The sequence below is a fragment of the Halovivax cerinus genome (assembly GCF_024498195.1).
Classification (GTDB): Archaea; Halobacteriota; Halobacteria; order Halobacteriales; family Natrialbaceae; genus Halovivax; species Halovivax cerinus.
Map to the genome: position 1 here is coordinate 179792 of NZ_CP101824.1, position 16754 is coordinate 196545.

19 protein-coding genes and 1 pseudogene are annotated in these 16754 nt (G+C 65.6%); 6 read left to right on the plus strand and 14 right to left on the minus strand.

The features are described 5' to 3' along the window. From NO366_RS00955 to NO366_RS00975, 5 genes are all read right to left on the minus strand, one after another. Entirely contained in the window at nucleotides 1-1680 is a 1680-nt protein-coding gene (locus NO366_RS00955; RefSeq protein ID WP_256532450.1) for a type II/IV secretion system ATPase subunit, read from the minus strand. A gap of 1 nt (nucleotide 1681) precedes the next feature. Then, a complete protein-coding gene (gene arlH / locus NO366_RS00960) occupies nucleotides 1682-2410 on the minus strand; it encodes an archaellum protein ArlH (RefSeq protein ID WP_256532451.1) in 729 nt (242 codons plus the stop codon). Between the two features lies 1 nt (nucleotide 2411). Continuing rightward, entirely contained in the window at nucleotides 2412-2879 is a 468-nt protein-coding gene (gene arlG / locus NO366_RS00965; protein WP_256532452.1) for an archaellum stator protein ArlG, read from the minus strand. Beyond that, on the minus strand, nucleotides 2879-3319 hold the full coding sequence (gene arlF, locus NO366_RS00970; protein ID WP_256532453.1) for an archaellum stator protein ArlF: 441 nt from the start codon (nucleotides 3317-3319) through the stop codon (nucleotides 2879-2881). Before arlF ends, arlG begins: the two co-directional genes overlap by 1 nt. A gap of 111 nt (nucleotides 3320-3430) precedes the next feature. Further along, complete coding sequence (locus NO366_RS00975) at nucleotides 3431-4684, minus strand: FlaD/FlaE family flagellar protein (protein ID WP_256532454.1); 1254 nt, start codon at nucleotides 4682-4684, stop codon at nucleotides 3431-3433. Nucleotides 4685-5191: 507 nt separating this feature from the next. Here NO366_RS00975 and NO366_RS00980 point away from each other — a divergent pair. The 3 genes from NO366_RS00980 to NO366_RS00990 are packed head-to-tail and all read left to right on the plus strand — an operon-like array spanning nucleotide 5192 to nucleotide 7590. Beyond that, nucleotides 5192-6085 carry an archaellin/type IV pilin N-terminal domain-containing protein gene (locus NO366_RS00980; RefSeq protein ID WP_256532455.1) on the plus strand — a complete coding sequence of 298 codons (894 nt, stop codon included), beginning with the start codon at nucleotides 5192-5194 and terminating at the stop codon, nucleotides 6083-6085. Between the two features lie 3 nt (nucleotides 6086-6088). Next, complete coding sequence (locus NO366_RS00985) at nucleotides 6089-6961, plus strand: archaellin/type IV pilin N-terminal domain-containing protein (protein WP_256532456.1); 873 nt, start codon at nucleotides 6089-6091, stop codon at nucleotides 6959-6961. A gap of 35 nt (nucleotides 6962-6996) precedes the next feature. Then, complete coding sequence (locus tag NO366_RS00990; protein ID WP_256532457.1) at nucleotides 6997-7590, plus strand: DUF7500 family protein; 594 nt, start codon at nucleotides 6997-6999, stop codon at nucleotides 7588-7590. Between the two features lie 199 nt (nucleotides 7591-7789). On the opposite strand, the gene NO366_RS00995 is transcribed toward NO366_RS00990, so the two are convergent. Together NO366_RS00995 and NO366_RS01000 are read right to left on the minus strand one after the other, a co-directional pair. Then, complete coding sequence (locus NO366_RS00995; RefSeq protein WP_256532458.1) at nucleotides 7790-8113, minus strand: DUF5615 family PIN-like protein; 324 nt, start codon at nucleotides 8111-8113, stop codon at nucleotides 7790-7792. 5 nt (nucleotides 8114-8118) lie between these two features. Beyond that, nucleotides 8119-8430: a DUF433 domain-containing protein gene (locus tag NO366_RS01000; RefSeq protein ID WP_256532459.1), complete on the minus strand. Its 312-nt coding sequence runs from the start codon at nucleotides 8428-8430 to the stop codon at nucleotides 8119-8121. A 369-nt stretch (nucleotides 8431-8799) separates the two neighbouring features. On the opposite strand from NO366_RS01000, the gene NO366_RS01005 reads away from it, so the two are divergent. Beyond that, entirely contained in the window at nucleotides 8800-9228 is a 429-nt protein-coding gene (locus tag NO366_RS01005; protein WP_256532460.1) for a DUF5807 family protein, read from the plus strand. A gap of 82 nt (nucleotides 9229-9310) precedes the next feature. On the opposite strand, the gene NO366_RS01010 is transcribed toward NO366_RS01005, so the two are convergent. Further along, the gene (locus NO366_RS01010; protein ID WP_256532461.1) at nucleotides 9311-9463 is read right to left on the minus strand and encodes a hypothetical protein; all 153 of its coding nucleotides are present in this window, start codon (nucleotides 9461-9463) and stop codon (nucleotides 9311-9313) included. Nucleotides 9464-9817: 354 nt separating this feature from the next. Continuing rightward, a complete protein-coding gene (locus NO366_RS01015) occupies nucleotides 9818-9934 on the minus strand; it encodes a DUF7557 family protein (RefSeq protein WP_256532462.1) in 117 nt (38 codons plus the stop codon). 107 nt (nucleotides 9935-10041) lie between these two features. Between NO366_RS01015 and NO366_RS01020 the strand changes: the two genes are divergently transcribed. Next, nucleotides 10042-10743: a hypothetical protein gene (locus tag NO366_RS01020; protein ID WP_256532463.1), complete on the plus strand. Its 702-nt coding sequence runs from the start codon at nucleotides 10042-10044 to the stop codon at nucleotides 10741-10743. 69 nt (nucleotides 10744-10812) lie between these two features. Here NO366_RS01020 and NO366_RS01025 read toward each other — a convergent pair whose 3' ends face one another. Together NO366_RS01025 and NO366_RS01030 are read right to left on the minus strand one after the other, a co-directional pair. Further along, complete coding sequence (locus NO366_RS01025) at nucleotides 10813-12021, minus strand: DHH family phosphoesterase (protein ID WP_256532464.1); 1209 nt, start codon at nucleotides 12019-12021, stop codon at nucleotides 10813-10815. A 107-nt stretch (nucleotides 12022-12128) separates the two neighbouring features. After that, nucleotides 12129-12590 carry a universal stress protein gene (locus NO366_RS01030; RefSeq protein WP_256532465.1) on the minus strand — a complete coding sequence of 154 codons (462 nt, stop codon included), beginning with the start codon at nucleotides 12588-12590 and terminating at the stop codon, nucleotides 12129-12131. A gap of 117 nt (nucleotides 12591-12707) precedes the next feature. On the opposite strand from NO366_RS01030, the gene NO366_RS01035 reads away from it, so the two are divergent. Next, entirely contained in the window at nucleotides 12708-13163 is a 456-nt protein-coding gene (locus NO366_RS01035) for a universal stress protein (protein ID WP_256532466.1), read from the plus strand. 42 nt (nucleotides 13164-13205) lie between these two features. Here NO366_RS01035 and NO366_RS01040 read toward each other — a convergent pair whose 3' ends face one another. The 3 genes and pseudogenes from NO366_RS01040 to NO366_RS01050 form a co-directional block, all read right to left on the minus strand. Beyond that, entirely contained in the window at nucleotides 13206-15209 is a 2004-nt protein-coding gene (locus NO366_RS01040) for an MBL fold metallo-hydrolase (RefSeq protein WP_256532467.1), read from the minus strand. A 163-nt stretch (nucleotides 15210-15372) separates the two neighbouring features. Further along, nucleotides 15373-15675, minus strand: a pseudogene (locus NO366_RS01045) (GNAT family N-acetyltransferase); the annotation flags it as partial. A 602-nt stretch (nucleotides 15676-16277) separates the two neighbouring features. Then, entirely contained in the window at nucleotides 16278-16646 is a 369-nt protein-coding gene (locus NO366_RS01050) for a universal stress protein (protein ID WP_256532468.1), read from the minus strand. Nucleotides 16647-16754: the final 108 nt, after the last annotated feature.

Here is a 16754-nt window from a genome sequence, read left to right on the forward strand (position 1 = left end):
TTAAGCGAACTCGTACATCCCCGTCGGCTGAATGGGCAGGCCCTCGATACCGTCGCGCTGGAAGTCGGCGATAGCCTGGTTGACCTCGTGGTAACCGAGGACGTCCGCGTCGATGAGCTGGCGAATGATCTCCGCTCGCTTGTCGAGCTCGTCGTAGATCCCGCGTGTGTCGGCGTAGCCGAGCAGCGTCGCGATCTGTTCTTCCAGGACGAACGAGTTGTTCCGGCCCGTAAAGACGATCTCGTCGTCGCGCGGGTCCCAGCGGAACGCCTGCCGGGTGACGACGCCGCCCTCGTAGTCGGAGTAGCCCTCGATCTCCTGGACCGACGTCACCCGCCGGAGGACGTCGTCGCCCTGCTTGACGCGGTTCTGGAAGAGGGCGACGTCGCAGTTGTCCATGAACGTCTCCGGGACGTTGATCGGGTTCCCGGTGAAGCGCTGGATCATCGAGACGATGTCGCTCGCGTGGAAGGTCAGCATCACCGGGTGACCGGTCTGAGCCGCCTGGAACGCCATCTGGCCCTCAGCCCCGCGAACCTCACCAACGACGATGTAGTCGGGCCGCGACCGTAGCGCGGCGGCAACCAGGTCGAACATGTCCACGTCGGCGCTCTCGTCGCCGGATCCCTCCCGGGTCAGCAGTTGCTGCCAGGTGTCGTGGGGCGGGACGACCTCCGCGGTGTCCTCCGCGGTGTAGATCTTCGAGTCTCGCGGGATGAACGACAGGGAGGCGTTGAGCGTCGTCGTCTTCCCCGACGCCGTCTCGCCGACGACGAAGACGGTCTGTTCGTTCTCCAGACAGAGCCAGAGATACGCGGCCAGTTCCGGACTCAGGGTGCCCCAGTTGGTGATCTGGAAGACCGACAGTGGGATCTCTTCGCCCTGTCGGATGGTCAGCGAGGGCCCCTGCACCGAGACGTCGTCCGAGTAGATGATGTTGATACGCGACCCGTCCGGCAACGTGGAGTCGATGATCGGATCCGAGTCGCTGACCGGGTGACTCATCCGTTCGCCCATGTTCCTGAGCCACTGTTCGAACTCCTCCGGCGAGCCGAAGTCGACGGTCGCGGCGATCATCCCGTACGTGCCGTGATCGAGGTAGCACTGTTTCGGCCCGATCACGTGGATGTCCTCGTTGGCCGTGTCGGCCATCACGGGTTCGAGCGGGCCGAGTCCGACGATGTCGCGCTGGAGCTGGTACCGGAGTCGGTCGAACCGTTCCTGAGTGATCGAAATCTTGGTCGTACCGAGGGACTTGAGCCGACCGATCGACTGGCCCGCGATACCGCTCGTGATCTCGACGACATCGTCGAGCAGTTCGTCCAGGTGTTCCTCGAACTCCTCGTCGTTCGTCGGGGCCGGCCGGGTGACGCTCTTGTCGAGGATGCGCTGTCGGATCCGGTTGTACAGTTCCTTGTCCGACTCGTCGAGGGTCGGCTCGACGCAGTAGTACGTCGTGTCGACGCCGACGTCGCCGTAGACGTGGCAGAAGATGGGTTCTTCGGCCTCGTAGATGACGTTGGGCCGGTGAGACTCCCACTCCTCGGTCGGTTCGTCGATCAGCGCCGGGTACTCGGTGTACTCGTCGTAGAACCACTCCAGGTGTTCGCGCAGGTGCGGGTGTTCGCTCGCCAGGTCGTCGAGTTCGTTCGAGAGTCGAGTGGAGCCGAAGTCCGCCATGTCAGGCCACCGTCCTGCTGACGATCGAGAGGCCACGGCCCTGCTGGACCGAGTAGCCGATCGAGTCGTCGACCGGTTGTTTCATGTTCTGAAAGCGACGCACGCGGACGCTGCGTCTGATCTCCTGGCCCGCCTCCGTCGTCTCCAGCTGGAAGTAGATGTCCGCGACGTTTCGCAGCGGCCTGAGCGCGTCGTCGCCCACGCTCGTCGGATCGACGGTGAAGATCACCGTCTTGTCCTGCTCGGTCACAGCCCGGAGGAACGAGACCAGCCGCTGGAGGACGTGATCCTCGTCGCCCGTCCCGGCGACCGACTCGTAGCGGGGGTCGTTACGGAGTAGCGCCGAGAGGCTGTCGACGAAGACGACGTCGGCCTTCCACAGCGTCTTCGCCTCCGTAAAGCGCGTGAGTAACTCGCGCTGGGGCCCCTCGTTGTGCGTGTCGACGTCCGCGTGGAGGAACAGGAGCTGTTCGCCGAGCAGGTGGTCGACGACGTCGTACGACAGCGAGTGCATCTGCTGGACGAACTCCCAGGAGGCCAGTTCCGTCGAAATGTACGTCACGTAGACGCCCTCTTCGGCCATTCCGTAGGAGAAGCGCTGGGAGAGTGCGCTCTTGCCGGCGCCGTCCTGTCCCTCGACGAGCGCGATCGATCCTTGCGGGATGCCGCCGCCGAACGCGTTCTCGACGCGATCCCTGTCCGTGAGTCCGAGCGGGTAGTGATCGACCATCCTAGGCACCTCCGTAGTAGAACCGAAAGACCGTCTCCGCGCCGCGGACGGACAGCATGACGCGGTGTTCGCCCTCGGACAGCGGTTCCGGGAGGGTGAGTTCCACGCGGGCCACGTCGCCCGTTCGCCAGTACTCGGCGTCGACAACGGTCACCGAGAGGTTCTCGTTCGGGACGTACCGGCCATCGACCAGGAAGTCGAGTTCGGTTCCCTCGGTCGAGAGGGTCCGCTCGCCGGTGTTCTTCACCAACAACGTCAAAGTCTCGTTGTCGGTACCGACGACGGCCCCGCTTCCCGGGTCGCTGATGATCGCCACGTCGGTGTCGATATCGTCGCTCACGTCGCCGCTGAACGTGTCGATCGAGCCGCTCAGCTCGCCCACGCTGGTGACGAGCGTCCCCGCCACGCCCGCCGCGACGAGCATGGCGGCGATGAACAGGATGAGCGTCGAGATGGACTCACCCGCCATCAGCCCACCTCCGTGACCGTCTCGGACACGCCGTTTCCGGTGACCACCTTGATCCGGTCCGGCGCCGTAGCGCGGTCGACGATCAGTTCGAGGGTTTCGCCCGGCTGGACGATCGTCCGCGCGTCGTCACCCTCGACCAGCCGATCGCCCTGGGTCCACCCGGTGACGAGCTCGCCGTCGACCAGCAGGTCGACCTCCTCCACAGAGAGCGTGGTCGAGCCGGTGTTCGTGACGTTCACCGTGAGCGTGCTGGTGCCGGAGTCGTAGGTACTTGTCACGGCGATCGCGGTATTTCTGACCTCGAGCGCCCGATCGTCGCGCGACTCCATCGCATCTGTCTGCCGTTCGTAGGACGACTCGATGACCGGAAACACCATTCCCACGGATATCAGAAACCCCAGAAAGAGGATCACGACGGCACCGCTCGAGCTAAATCCCACGAGCGACCACCTCGTGCGTCGACCTGCGGGGTGCCCTCCACGTCGATGGCAGACGACGAGTCCCACGAGCGGTGCCGCCCGCCTCCGCCGATAGGAGCGCTGTGGAGACCATCACGGGTTCACCTCCGCGCTGACCTCGTGGACCTCCTGCAGTTTCATGATGTACTCGTAGCTGTCCGCGTGGTCCTCGGCGGTCAGCTCTTCTGGCGTGCGTTCGGGGTCGACGTGGATGTCGAGATCCGGACCGCTGAGGACGGCCTCCAGGTGGGCCCGCACCTCGTCGTCGATCCAGCCGATCTCGTGGTAGTACGAGATGGCCCGCAGCGTGGCCGAGGGACCGCCGGTCCGGACCATCTCCGTGAGCCACTCGAAGACGAGGATGTCCGCCGCGTACGTGTCCGCGAGCGACGAGAGCGTGACGTCCGCGTCCGACTCCCCGTCCGCGCCGTCCCCGGAAGAGTCCGGTGTCTCCTCGTCGACGGCCTCGGTCGCCTGCACCTCGACGGCCGAATCCGACGTGTCGTCGTCCGACGTCGGTGGATCGTCGAAACCGTCCGCCTCCTCGTCGGAGTCGTCGTCGAGTTCGTCTTCGAACGGGATCCGGCGGGGTTCGCCGCCCCCGTTGGCCGCGTCGACCGCCTCACGCAGGTCTTCGAACGAGACCGACGCGTCGCCGGCCGTCGTCGTTTGCCGGTCGAGACCGAACCCCTCGCCCTCTTCGTGATTTTCACCGAAGACACCGAACCCTTCGGCTTCTTCGCCCGCGCCCGTGAACGGGTTCACCTGCTCGGTGAGTCGGTCGTACACGCCCAGGAGCCGCCTGACCGTGTCGTTTACCTCCTCGATGTCGTCGGAGACGCTCTCCTGGGCGTCGCGTATCGACCCGAGTCGATTGCCGTTTCGTTCGAGTTCCTCTTCGAGCGTCTCGATGCGGTGGTAGAGGTCGTCGACGACCTCGTCGTCGTCGAGTTCGTCGGCGTCGGGCCTGTCACGATCGATCGACGCGGTCGCCTGCCCGCCGGTCTCACCGGCCCCCCCGGCCGCGTCCCCCTGCTGGGCGCCGGCACCGGCGTCGGCCGACTGGGTCACCGCTTCCGCGCCCGGTTGGCCCGTTCCCTGTCCGGGGCCCTGTTGCTGGCCGCCCTGTGGACCCTGCTGGCCGGCCTGCATCTGCCCAGTCCCCTGCCCGCCAACCTGCGCCCCCGGATCGCCGGGGAACCCCTGGCCGGCCGGATCGTCGCCGAACGCCTCCTGCTGCTGGGCCCGATTCTTCCGCACCTGCTCACGCTCGCGGCCGCGACGGCCACCCGTGTTCCCGAGCAGATTCTGAAAGAGCTCGCGGAGATTCGAGAGCGTCAGGTCCATTGGCGTGTCCTCGGACGGAACAGGCGTGCGTCGAGCCGGGGCGACGGCCTCCCTGTCGCGCGAGACGGACTCATCTACCCCTCCATACCGACGATATCCCTAAAGCACTACGCGAAGAGTCGGGTCCCGATTCGGCCCGTGTATCGAGCGGTGAGTCGAGTCTCGATACGCCGTGTGAGGGGATACGGAGGTTAATAGATGAACTAGTGAATGTCTTCTTCGGGGTACATCCCCAGATACTGTGATGCCACACGACGCATTCGCCGCCGGCGATCGACGGGGCACAGGACGCCCCGTCGCCACTCCCGCGAGCGGTCTCGCTACGACCATCGAGGTTTCCACGCCGAGAGTGGGCACCACGACCGTCGAGGAGAGTCCTCGCGGGCGCGACGGGGACCACCCGTCGATGCGGACCGACCGCACGAGCGGACCCGGTATCGGTCGGACCGGCAGCGGCCGGTCGGCCGATCCCAATCGGATGCGTCACGCATGCAGGGTGTACACATAATGTTCGAAATACTTACAGACGAAGACAGACGCGGTCAGGTCGGCATCGGTACCCTGATCGTGTTCATCGCGATGGTGCTCGTCGCGGCGATCGCCGCCGGCGTGCTCATCAACACGGCAGGAGTACTGCAGACGCAAGCATCCGACACCGGGTCGGAAACGCAAGAGGCCGTCGCCAACCAGGTCGAGGTCGTCCACGCGAGTGGGTTGATCAACGAGACGCACGACACAGATGTCGGTCTCAAAAACGCCTCAGACTCAGGGAACTGGGAGACCAACGGCACGGTCGACCACAACGGCGACGACGTCGTCGACATGGTTCACATGACCGTGATGAAGTCCGCCGGTGCCAACGCCATCGACCTCAGCTCGATGACGATCCAGTACACGAGCGGACAGACGGACAAGACGCTCACCTACGGCGGTGACAACGGCGAGTACTCGCTGAACTCTACGAACGAATCGGTCGTGTTCAGTGAGAATGTAGAGGGAGTCGCTGACGCGTACGACCTCACCGCGGACGACTACAATTCGTCGACCGCCGAGGCTATCGCCTACATCAACACATCAGCGACCTCCGAAACGTTCGCGACGACCGCCGTTGCCGGTAACAACGCGAACGACGAGCTGATCAACACCGAAGACCGCGTTCGCATTACGCTCTACGTCGGCGCCATCGAAGCCGATTCGTCCTACGTCGTCAAGAACGACGGCGCGGACAAATTAGCGAACAAGAAGAACGCGGCACAGAGCCTGACTGCCGAACTGAGTAGCGTAGGCCTCGAGGGCGGCGACAGCGCCACCATCTCGCTGAACGACCAGTCCGGTGCGCAGTTCACCTACGGCATCAGCGTGCCGTCGACCTTCGGCAACAAGCAGGTCGTGGAGGTCTAATCGATGTTCGAGCTACTCACCGACGAAGAGAGACGCGGTCAGGTCGGTATCGGTACCCTGATCGTGTTCATCGCGATGGTGCTCGTCGCGGCGATCGCCGCCGGCGTGCTCATCAACACGGCAGGAGTGCTGCAGACGCAAGCGTCCGACACCGGGTCGGAAACGCAGGAGGCCGTCGCCAACCAGATCGAGGTCGTCCACGCGAGTGGGTTGATCAACGAGACGCACGGCGAGGATATCGGATATATAAACGACACGAACGACAATTGGGATACTGCGACCGCGATCGACTTCGGTCAGGACGACGTGGTCGACATGGTCCACCTCACCGTCATGAAGTCCGCGGGATCGAACTCCATCGATCTCAGCTCGATGACGATCCAGTACACGAGTTCCCAGGCCGATCAGACGCTCACGTACGGCGGCGACAATGGGGACTACAGCATCAATTCGACTGCGAACGGGACCGCCGAACTGCACCCTGACGTCGAACTCACGGACGACGAGTACAACGAAAGTACGCAAGACTCGATCGCGTACATCAACACGTCCGCGACGCACGAAACGTTCGCGACGACGGCCGTCGCCGGTGACAACGCCAACGACGAACTGATCAGCACCCAGGACCGCGTCCGTATCACGCTCTACGTCGGTGCGATCGAAGCCGATACGAGCTACGCGACGAACAACGAATCGGACAGCGCCCTCACGAACAAGAAGGAGGCCGCGTCCGACCTCGCGACGGTCCTCGGCGGATCGGGTCTAGATGGGGGTCAGAGTGCCACCGTCTCGCTGAACGACCAGTCTGGCGCGCAGTACACGTACGGCATCAGCGTGCCCTCGACCTTCGGCAACAAGCAGGTCGTGGAAGTCTAACCGAATCGCTCGCTAACCAACTCCGATCACCTCAAATGACCCCGGATCGATCCGACGACGGCGTGCTCGACCCCGAGGACCTCGTCCTCGACCCGGAGCACGTCGACCGCATCGAGGACAACCGCTTCGTCGTCCGCCCGGACGACACCGATGGCGGACCATCGGCGGACGGATCGTCACCTCGTCTCGGGCCGGCCGAGGAGGTGCGACTGTCCGACGTCGACGGGTCGTCCCGCGATCCGAGAGACGGGTCGTCGGCGTCACCGAATCCGATCACCGACGCCGACGGCCCGACGCTCGGGTCAGGCCCCGAACCGGCGGGGACCCCGGAGTCCGAACCGGCGGACGCACCGGCCTCCGAGACCGCGGGCGCCTCGGTCACAGACCCGTCTAGCGAGACGGGGGCGGACCCGACCGACGCGCTCGCGGCCGACCCGGCCCCACACGGGGTCGACATCAGTCTCAAGACGGACGGCGCGGTGGCTCGCCACCGCAGCACCTCGACCGACGTGCGGGAGGTGTTCGCCGACATGATGGCCTGGTACGCGAGCCAGCTGGGCGACGACGTGACGCCGATGGAAGCGCTCGAGGTCCTGGTGGCCACCACCGACCTCGACGAGCGGGCCTGACTCCCGACGGGGGTCGGCGACGACGGCCCGCGACGTTTCGATGCGGCTCGCGGATCGACTGGGTTATTCGCACGCGGTCACCCGCGTGACTTCACACATATCCGGCGAGTGATGAGGCTGTATGAGTGCCGGCCCACGGAGCGGCAGGCGCACGGATCGTATCGAGTCGACGGTCGAATTCTCAGCTACTGGCGATCGTCTACAGTGAAGACAGCCAAATCGGATCGGTCTGCGCGGGGTCGAACGCCAATGCAGAGATACGAGCGATCGCCGCACGTACGTCGCCACCAGTCATCTCGTGCGGAGCGACGAAGACGGGTATGGAGGCCTCACACCGACCAAAGTCCGTCAGATCTCCGGAGAGAATCACTACCTGATTCGCTTCCGCGTAGTCGATAATCGCCTGGTCCGTGGCTTCCGGGCCGAGCGATTCGATCGACCGACTGTACACGACCGAATGACCGTCCCCGCGAAGTGCCGAAACATGCTCCTCGGGAACGTTCGTATCGGCGATGATCTCCATCGAACTCAGTCCGCTCGTTCTCCGTTCTCGAGCCCGGACTGTTCGACGTGCTCGACGAGACGACGGCTGGCTCGCTCTCCTTCGGTCCGTTCCTGGTCCGCATCGCGTTCACGCTTCTCGAATTCTCGCCGATGGTCGTAGTAGTGTGTCAACGCACGGAAGAGTTCCGCCATAGAAATGTCATACTCGCCGGCGACGACGTGTGGGTTTTCTTCCGCATCGATTACGCGACGCTTCACGTCGAGAACAGTGATCCTCGTCCCGTCGATGCGAGGAGAACCACCGCTGATTTCCGGGTCCGAAACGATACCGTTCATGAATACACTTTAGGTAACCACGGTATTAATCGTTGGGCTCCGTCTGAGGGGTCTTACGTAGTACCGATCGAGGTTCAGCGCATGGAGTAGCGGCTGCCGATCGCACTACGAAGTGCCCAACCCATCCACGTAGAAACAACGGAGAAAGCAAGGCAGGAATGCGACGAGGAAAAATAGTTCGTCGACGCAAGAGGAGAGGTCGCCCCTTCCGGAGGAAAAGGTGGGTCGATCGGCGACGATTGAATCAGCAGGATCGAGCGATGACGCCTCCACCTCGTCAGTATACGTCTACACATCGCTGAATTCGGACGGCGATACCTCGCCGTCCATGACGCGGCCTTTTTCCCCGCTCGCACCCCAGTCGCCCGTATGTCCACCGACCGCGATGCGTTCCTGGCTGGCGACCGCCCTGACGACGTCGCCATCTACATCGCCGACCGCGCGATCGACGACGAGACGAAACTGGCCGAGTACGGCGACCGGATCGACGACGGCAAGCTCCTCGTCGTCGAGGGCGAGCAAGGTCGCAACGCCTTCCGGGCGGCGACCGGCCTGGACGCGATGGCCTTCGCGAAGGAGGCCATGGGCACCGAGGGCGACATCGCCCGCGACCTGACCGACGGCACCTGCCCGGGAGCGGGCGACGGGGACGACCACGACCTGAAGTTCGTCTTCGCGTTCAGCGAGGAGCAGAACGAGGACGTCGGCGGCCTCTACGCCGAGGGCGACGTGGTCCACGCCTACGCGCGGTGTACGTGCGGAGAAGCGTACTCCGAGAAGTGGGTCGTCGAGGAGTGACCGGACGATCCGCACTCGGTACGTTTCTCACGTAGATTCGAGGCGGAAGCCCACGACTTCAGTCGTGGGTCGGTGACGTCTCTCACGTCGGGTCGTACGCGACCACATCCACGTGCTCCCGTACAGGGTCGAGTAATAGCGTTTCATCACTCGTCGCGACGGTTCCGCCAGCTTCGTCCGACGCAACGAGGAGCACGGCGTCGACGAACCCGAGTTCGACGCCGTCTGCTTTCACCGTTCGTTGTAACCGGGCCGCTCGCAAAACGATCGCGTCGGTGATAGCACTTCGAACGATCGGGTCGCCTCGAATACGTCTTCGATCGTTCCCCCCGGACGCCCATACAGCGCACCCATGTACGATTCGAACACGGCGAAGTTCGGCCCGCCCACGGGTGTTCAGACCAGTCAGTGAGGAACGGTTTCGCCGTCTCGGATCCGTCCAGGTAGTCAGCGAGAAGTGAGGTATCGAAACACAGCACTCCTAGGCCTCGTCCGTTCGAACGCGGGTGCGGAGTTCGTCCTCGATTTGCGTTCGAACGTCGTCCATCTCTTCGGCAGTACCGGTGTCAGACATCGCGCCGAATCCGCGCTACTTGTCTCGCGTCGTGAGGCGCGTGACGAGATCGTCGAACGACTCGTCTGAGCGTTCGAGATCGTGCAACCGCTCCCAGTTCTCCTCCGAGATCCGGATCGTCTTGCTCGCCATAGGTGTTTGTATACACTCAGTATACAGGATGCTTCGGGTGACATCGACGTCGATTCGGAACGCCCTCACACCCCTCCATTTTGCCCGTTCGTCCCGTAGACCCACCAATGAGTTCCGTCGAAACCGGCACGTCGTCCGGCCACGGGTTCGGCCTCTCGAGTCGGGACGTCCGTGTCATCAGCGGCGCGACGGGATTGCTCGTCGTGACCATCGCCGTGATGTACGCCATGGCGACGACGCCGCTCGCCGCGCTCAACCGTCAGCTGTTCGCGTACCCGATCGTCGGCGTCCTCGTCTACGGGGTCGCGATCGGCGGCGGCGAGTACGTCGCCGAGCGGGGTGTCGAACGAGGAGACCTCGGTATCGCCGCCCTCGGGACGGGGATACTGATCCTCGCCTTCGGGATCTTCGGGGCGGGCGTCCTGGCGATCGCCCCGCTCGACCTGCGCGTCGAGATTCTCGCCATTTCGGCGGCCGTCACGGCGATCCTCACCGCCCTCGTCGCCACGTACGTCTACGGACGAGCCAAATCGTTCGCCTCGTGGGGGACGTACGCCACCTACGCGTTCCTCGGCGGCATCGGCGCCATCGCGATCGGCACATTCGTCCTCCCGGAACTCCTGCTCGTCGGCTTCGGCCTCGTCTTCCTCGGGTTCATGCTCCGTCTCGGGTGGGAGATCTGGCGCGTCCGCGAGAACAGAACCGCGTCGACGACGATCCAGGCGATCGGCGTGTACGTCGCCATCGCCGGCGTCTTCGTCCACGTGCTGCAACTGGTGCTCCGATACGCGCTCTCGCGGAACGGGTAGGCGAACCGGGCGTTCGGTGGGCTAACTGTCACATACCAGTTCCACCGCAGGATGCACGCCGCAGGCGGCTCACTCCGCGTTCGACTCGTCACCGTCCGAAGCCGGCTCCGCGACGACGTCCTCGAAGGCTCGGAGGATCACGCGTTTCGTGACTGCGCCGCGGGTCGTCCAGTGAGTCGCGTAGTCGAGCATGTCGTCGTAGATGTCGGGCTTGCAGCCGGCGGCCTTCGGGTGACCGCCGCCGTTGACCAGGTCGGCGACCTCGTGGCACCGCTGGAAGGCGTCGGTCCCGCGGATCGACGCGCTCCCGGCGGGTTTGACGACGACGGCGGCGTCGGCGCCGGCCTCGCGAAGTCCCTCTGCGACTTCGTTCTGTGAGCAGCGGCCGTAGGTGACGCCGACGGTGTAGGGTCCCACCTCGTGGAACTCGGCGCGGTCGATGGCGAACTCGATCATCCGTTCCTTCTCGACGCGACGTTCGGCGAGGTACGCCACGACCCAGTCGGGCAGGTCGGCGCCGAACTCACGGACGACCTCGACGTACTCGCCGGGATCGGTCCAGTAGGCGTAGTCCGCGAGGTCGTCGCTGCGGGGATCCTCGCGGATCCAGAGGTCGTGGTCCCGCGTGACCGCGACGAGGTCGGTGTGGCGGTCGTCGAAGTCGTAGTCGAGCGAGCGGGCGACGACGTCGGCACTGCACTCCTCGTCCGAATCGCCCACCACGAGGTCTGCGCCGGCATCGCGAACGGCCGTCGCGACGGCGTCGTCCCACTGGTGGTGGTCGTACCAGCGGACCGATTCGGCGACGTTCACCGCGGCGTCGAGTTCGTCGTCCACGTACTCGTACCGATCGGGAGCGAGATCGCAGACGAAGAGGTCGACACCGGATTTCGCCGCGCCGGCGACGCGACCCAGGGCGTCCTCGACGTCGTGCGGACTCGCCGGGACGAGAACCACGTCGTGCGGACCAGGCTCAGGTGCATCGATGGCCTCGGCGGGGGCGTCCGGGTCGGGCGTTTCTGCCGCCCCGGAGTCGTCGCTCGCACCCGGTTCGGGGAGCTCCAGCACGTCGTCGTACGCGTCCCGGATCAGTGCGACGCACGCGAGGCCGTCGGCGTCCGGGTCCGCCACGACGACCGCCTCGGCGTCGGCGACGGCGGCTTCGATTCGTTCTGACTCCAGGTCTGCCTCGACCTCGTCGGGAAGGAAGAAGCCGGCCCCCGGAAGGAGACTCCGGCGGACCGGGTCGAGATCAGACGTGTCGAACAGGTCGTCCATACCCCCGGTTCGGGAAGCCACGGGAAGAACCCGCCGGTCTCAACCGCTGGCCCCATAGCCGGCGTCGACCCACCTCCGTGTCCGGACGGTCGACGGCGTCCGGGTGGCTACCTCGTCGCCGTCTCCCCGGAGACGTCCTCTTTCGCCGCGAGCTGACGAACCGTGAGGACCGGGACCGACGAGTTGCGGACGAGGTGCTCGGCCACGCTCCCGAGCAGCTGGCGGTGCTCGCCGTGGCGGCCGCGAGTCCCCGCCACGATCAGGTCCGCGCCGATCTGGTCGGCGTGTGCGCGGATCTCGGCCGCTGGTCGCCCCTCCCGAATCGCCGTCGACACCGGTTCGTCGGGGATCTGGCGCTCGAACGAGTCGAGGGACGTCTCGGCCTGCGACTCGAGCGCCGCACGATACTCCTCGCGCAACGCCTCCGGCGTGGCGTCCAGTTCACTCGTATCGAGGACCGTGACGGCGTGGAGGTCGGCGTCGAATCGCTCCGCGACGTCCAGACCCACGTCGATCGCCCGCCGTACGCTCTCGGAGCCGTCCGTCGCGACGAGCACCCGCTCGAACATGGTCGTCGGTTCGCCTCGCCTCCACATAAGACCTCCCGTCCGACCCGAACGCGGTCGTCCCCCGGCGGTCGGGAACGGAGAGGGACCTTTTTGCCCCCGCCTGACACACCCACCTGCATGGTCGATAGCGCTGCGCTCTCGGTGGAGACGATCCTCGCCCCCGTCGACGGTAGCGACGCCTCCACGAACGCGGTCGAACACGCCGTCGAACTGGCCGACCGCTACGACGCGACCGTCCACGTCCTCTTCGTCCTCGGACGCGAGGTCGTCCTCGGGATGGACGCCGACGCCGTCGCGGAGGACGACGTCGCCCAGAACGTCCAGACGTACCTCGCAGACGTCAGATCGTACGCCGACGAGCGGGCGATATCGATCACGACGTCGACGGTACACGGCTTCTCACGCGAGCGAAAGACCACCCACCCCGGTAGCGTCGTCCTCGACACCGCCGACGACATCGACGCGGATCTCGTCGTCGTTCCACGGCCATCGACCGACGGACCCGCAACCGTCCTCGAAACCGTCGCCGAGTACGTCCTCGGCTACGCCAGCCAGCCGGTCCTATCAGTGTAGTGAACTGTCGTCTACCAGCAGCCGGGTGAATCCGCCCGGGAATCACGCATCGGGGGTCTCAGATCCCTCTACCCCTCGATCGACGTTCGCGACCTCGTTCTCGGTCTCACCGTCCTGCTGGCGACTCGTCTCGCACCCAACCTCCCGCGGGGACACCCGCCGTATCTCGATCGACACGCGCTCGCCCGGATCGAGCGAGACGTCGCCGAGCGGTTTGAGGAGTCGGTCGTCACCGCCACCGAGAACCACCGCCGGAACCGACTCCACCACCCCCGGAGCCGGCTCCGGATCCGGGAGCGATCGCTCGATCGCGTCGAGTCGGTCGAGAACCGCCGCTTCGAACCGCTCCGGGCGCTCACCCGTCCAGTCGGTCAGGTCGACGTCACTCGGATCGGACGAACCCCCCGAGAACGACGGTCCGTCGGTCGAGGATGACTCGATCACCGCGTCTCCGTCTACAGGTGCGTCGCGTTCGGCAGCACCTGCGACCCGCAGACGGGTATCCGCGACGGACCCATCGGCGTCGTCGTAGGTGACGACCATCGTGTCGGAATCGTCGTCGCTCCGGGTCGCCGTTCCCCCGCCGGCCGCCGGTGGAGCGTCGGCGTCCGGCACACCACCCTCCAGTGGGTCAGCATCCGCGGACGTCGAGGGCTGACGCCGCTCCGCGTAGGGATTCGTGATCTCGACGCCGAAGCGGTCGCGGAGAGCATCGACATCGATCCCTTCCGACGTCGGATCGACCGGACCGGGTGCGACAGCGGGGAGAGACGTGTCCTCACACGGCGGGTTCTCCTCGAGTCGCCTTCGGTGCTTGCGGTGTATCGTCCGGACGGCACCGTCGCCGAGCCACGCCGGTTCGGCCCACGACCCGTCCTCGTAGAGTCTGTGGCGGCCTCGATCGGCGCTCCCCCAGACGAAGCAGTCCTCCAGGTCTCGCTGGTAGGACTTGAGGGTCCGCAGACCAGCGTGTGAGACGACGACCTGTCTGGGGGCGAGGCGCGCGATGAGTCCGTCGACGGTCTGGCGCGACGGGTGGTTGGAGCAGTCGAACGACCGCGTCGTACAGCGCTGACCGTCGGTGACGCCGGCGTCGTCCGGTGTGAGTTGCACGAAGAGGGCCGCGGGATCGTCGGCGATGGCGTCGAAGAGCCTCGCGGCGCTCCCGCGAACCGGATCGGCTGGACCACAGATCGTGATGCCACCGGGCGTCAGGACGTCCGACGGTCGCTCGAACACGGCCCGTCGGTCGACCGTCGACGGGGCCCAGTCGATGGCGTCACACAGTTTGGCGGTCTGGCCGACGGCCGTGATCGGCACGGGACGGTCGATTCGATCGACGATTGCCTCCAGCAGGCGGGCGAGGTGAAGGCCTGCGAGCGATCCCGCGGCGGCGACGACGTGCGAACCGCCGTAGGCCCGCTCGAGCACCGTTCGCACGGCATCCTGGAGCGCCGCTTCGTACCCGTCGTTCGTCGGTGCGTTGAGAATGAGGGTGTCGACGGCGAACGGGAACGCCCCAGGAAACCCTCCGAACCCGGCGCAGTCCCGGCGGGTGAAGTCGCCCGTGATCACGACGTGGTTGTCGTCGGGGCCGAGCTGGGTGCGATCGTCGGCGAACCGGCAGACGAAGCCGGCCGCACCGGGGGCGTGACCGGCCGGAACGGGGCGTACGGCCACCTCGGGGAGGACGTCGACCCAGTCGGTGATCGGCGTGAGCGCTTCGATCGCTCGGTCGACCGGGCCGACGTCGTTGTCCTTCGTCGCCTCGGGAAGCGCTCGTTCGACGAGAGCCGCCGTCGCCGGGGTGGCGTAGACGGGCGCACCGTGGACGACGTTCCGTGCGAGAGATCGGTAATGGTCGATGTGCGCGTGCGTCAACAAGATCGCCGTGAGGTACTCGTCGTCGTCGAGAACGTCGGTCACGTCGACGTCGTCGCCGGCGTCGACCAGCACACAGGCGCGCCTCCCGTCGCGCGTCGTAAAGCGAAGCAATGTCGATTCGTTCCCCCGACCAACGTTAGTATGTTGAAAGGAGACGTCCATTTATCGCATATTTCCCACAGAGATACTTATATCTCTATTAGAAAAATAATCACTTTCGTCCCGGAGCTGAATGGGGACGCTCGTCGGCGCGGTGCACACACTGCAGAAGCGAGCGGATGGCCGGACGAAGGTAAAGACTGGGTGTCGCGACGGCGATACCCGCTCAGTCGGCGTCGAGACGGATCGCCATCTCCACGTCGAAGCGCTCGGTACCGACGGTCTCGAAGCCCACCTTCTCGTAGAGCGAGATGGCCGCACCGTTCCAGCGCTCGACCGTGAGCCAGACGGTTTCGATGCCGACCCGCGTCGCCTCTCCGAGGAGGTGAGAGAGGAGCGCCGTTCCCACGCCGGCTCCCTGGTAGTCCTGTAGGACGAATATCGCGAGTTCCCACTCGTACGCGTCGGGCGCGTCGAGCACCGCCGAATCGTCCGTCTCGGGAACTAGAACGGCGTGGCCGACGTACTCGGCGTCGGTCGTCCCCGTGGCACCGCTTTCGCTTCTCGCAGTCTCGCCCGTCCCCGTCTCGGCGTCTGTCCCGGCCGTCCCCGTCTCGGCGTCTGTCCCGGCCGTCCCCGTCTCGGCGTCTGTCCCGGCCGTCCCCGTCTCGGCGTCTGTCACGGCCGTCCCCGTCTCGGCGTCTGTCACGGCCGTCCCCGTCTCGACGTCTGTTCCGTCTGTTCCCGTCTCGACGTCTGTTCCGCCTGTTCCCGTCTCGACAGTTGTCCCGACCGCTCCCGTCTCGGCGTCCGTGTTGGAAACAGCCGAACCGGCCGAGGTATCATCCGACACGGCCCCAGCATCGGTCGAGACGACGGCGACGTTCACCCCGCGGTCGACGAGCGGTTCGAGCCAGGTGCGGATCTGTGCCTCCCCCGTCGGTGGGATCCCCTGCGCGCGATCGGCGGGGTGAAACCGTCGGTACATTCGCGTCAGCGCGTCGGTGGTGGACTCCTCGGCCGGAAGCCGTTCGATGGTGAGTTCCCGGCCCTCACGGTCCGTCATCGTCGCCGGCGGCTCCGGGAACGGACCGGCGGGCTCGTCCGGGTAGCGTCGTGAAGGTTCCATAGTCATCGAATCAGAGTGACCGGCATCGTCGCGTTCAGCAGGACGAACTCCGTGATCGGTCCGAGTCGGATCTTTCCCATCGGCGTCTCCGTACCGCCACCGATGACGACGTGATCGAACCCCTCACCTTCGGCGAGTTCGACGAGTGCCGGACCGGGATCCCCGTCGAGGTGGCGAATGTCCGCGTCGAACCCCGCCGCCTCCAGCGTCATCGTCACCTCCTCGCGCATTTCGGCTGGCGTCCGTGACGCACCTGGCTGATCGAGAATCGCGACGACCAGCTCGTCACCGACGTCGGCGGCCCGGTCGATCGTCGCCTCCAGGGCTCTGATCGACTCGTCGGTCCCGCCGAGCCCCAACAACACGTTCATACCCCGGATTCGGCCGGCGCCGGGAAAATAATTGCGGGGTGCAGACCCGACACCCGGTCTCCGACCGTCTGTCGGGCAACGGTGGCACCGCGGACAGTGCCGCTCGAA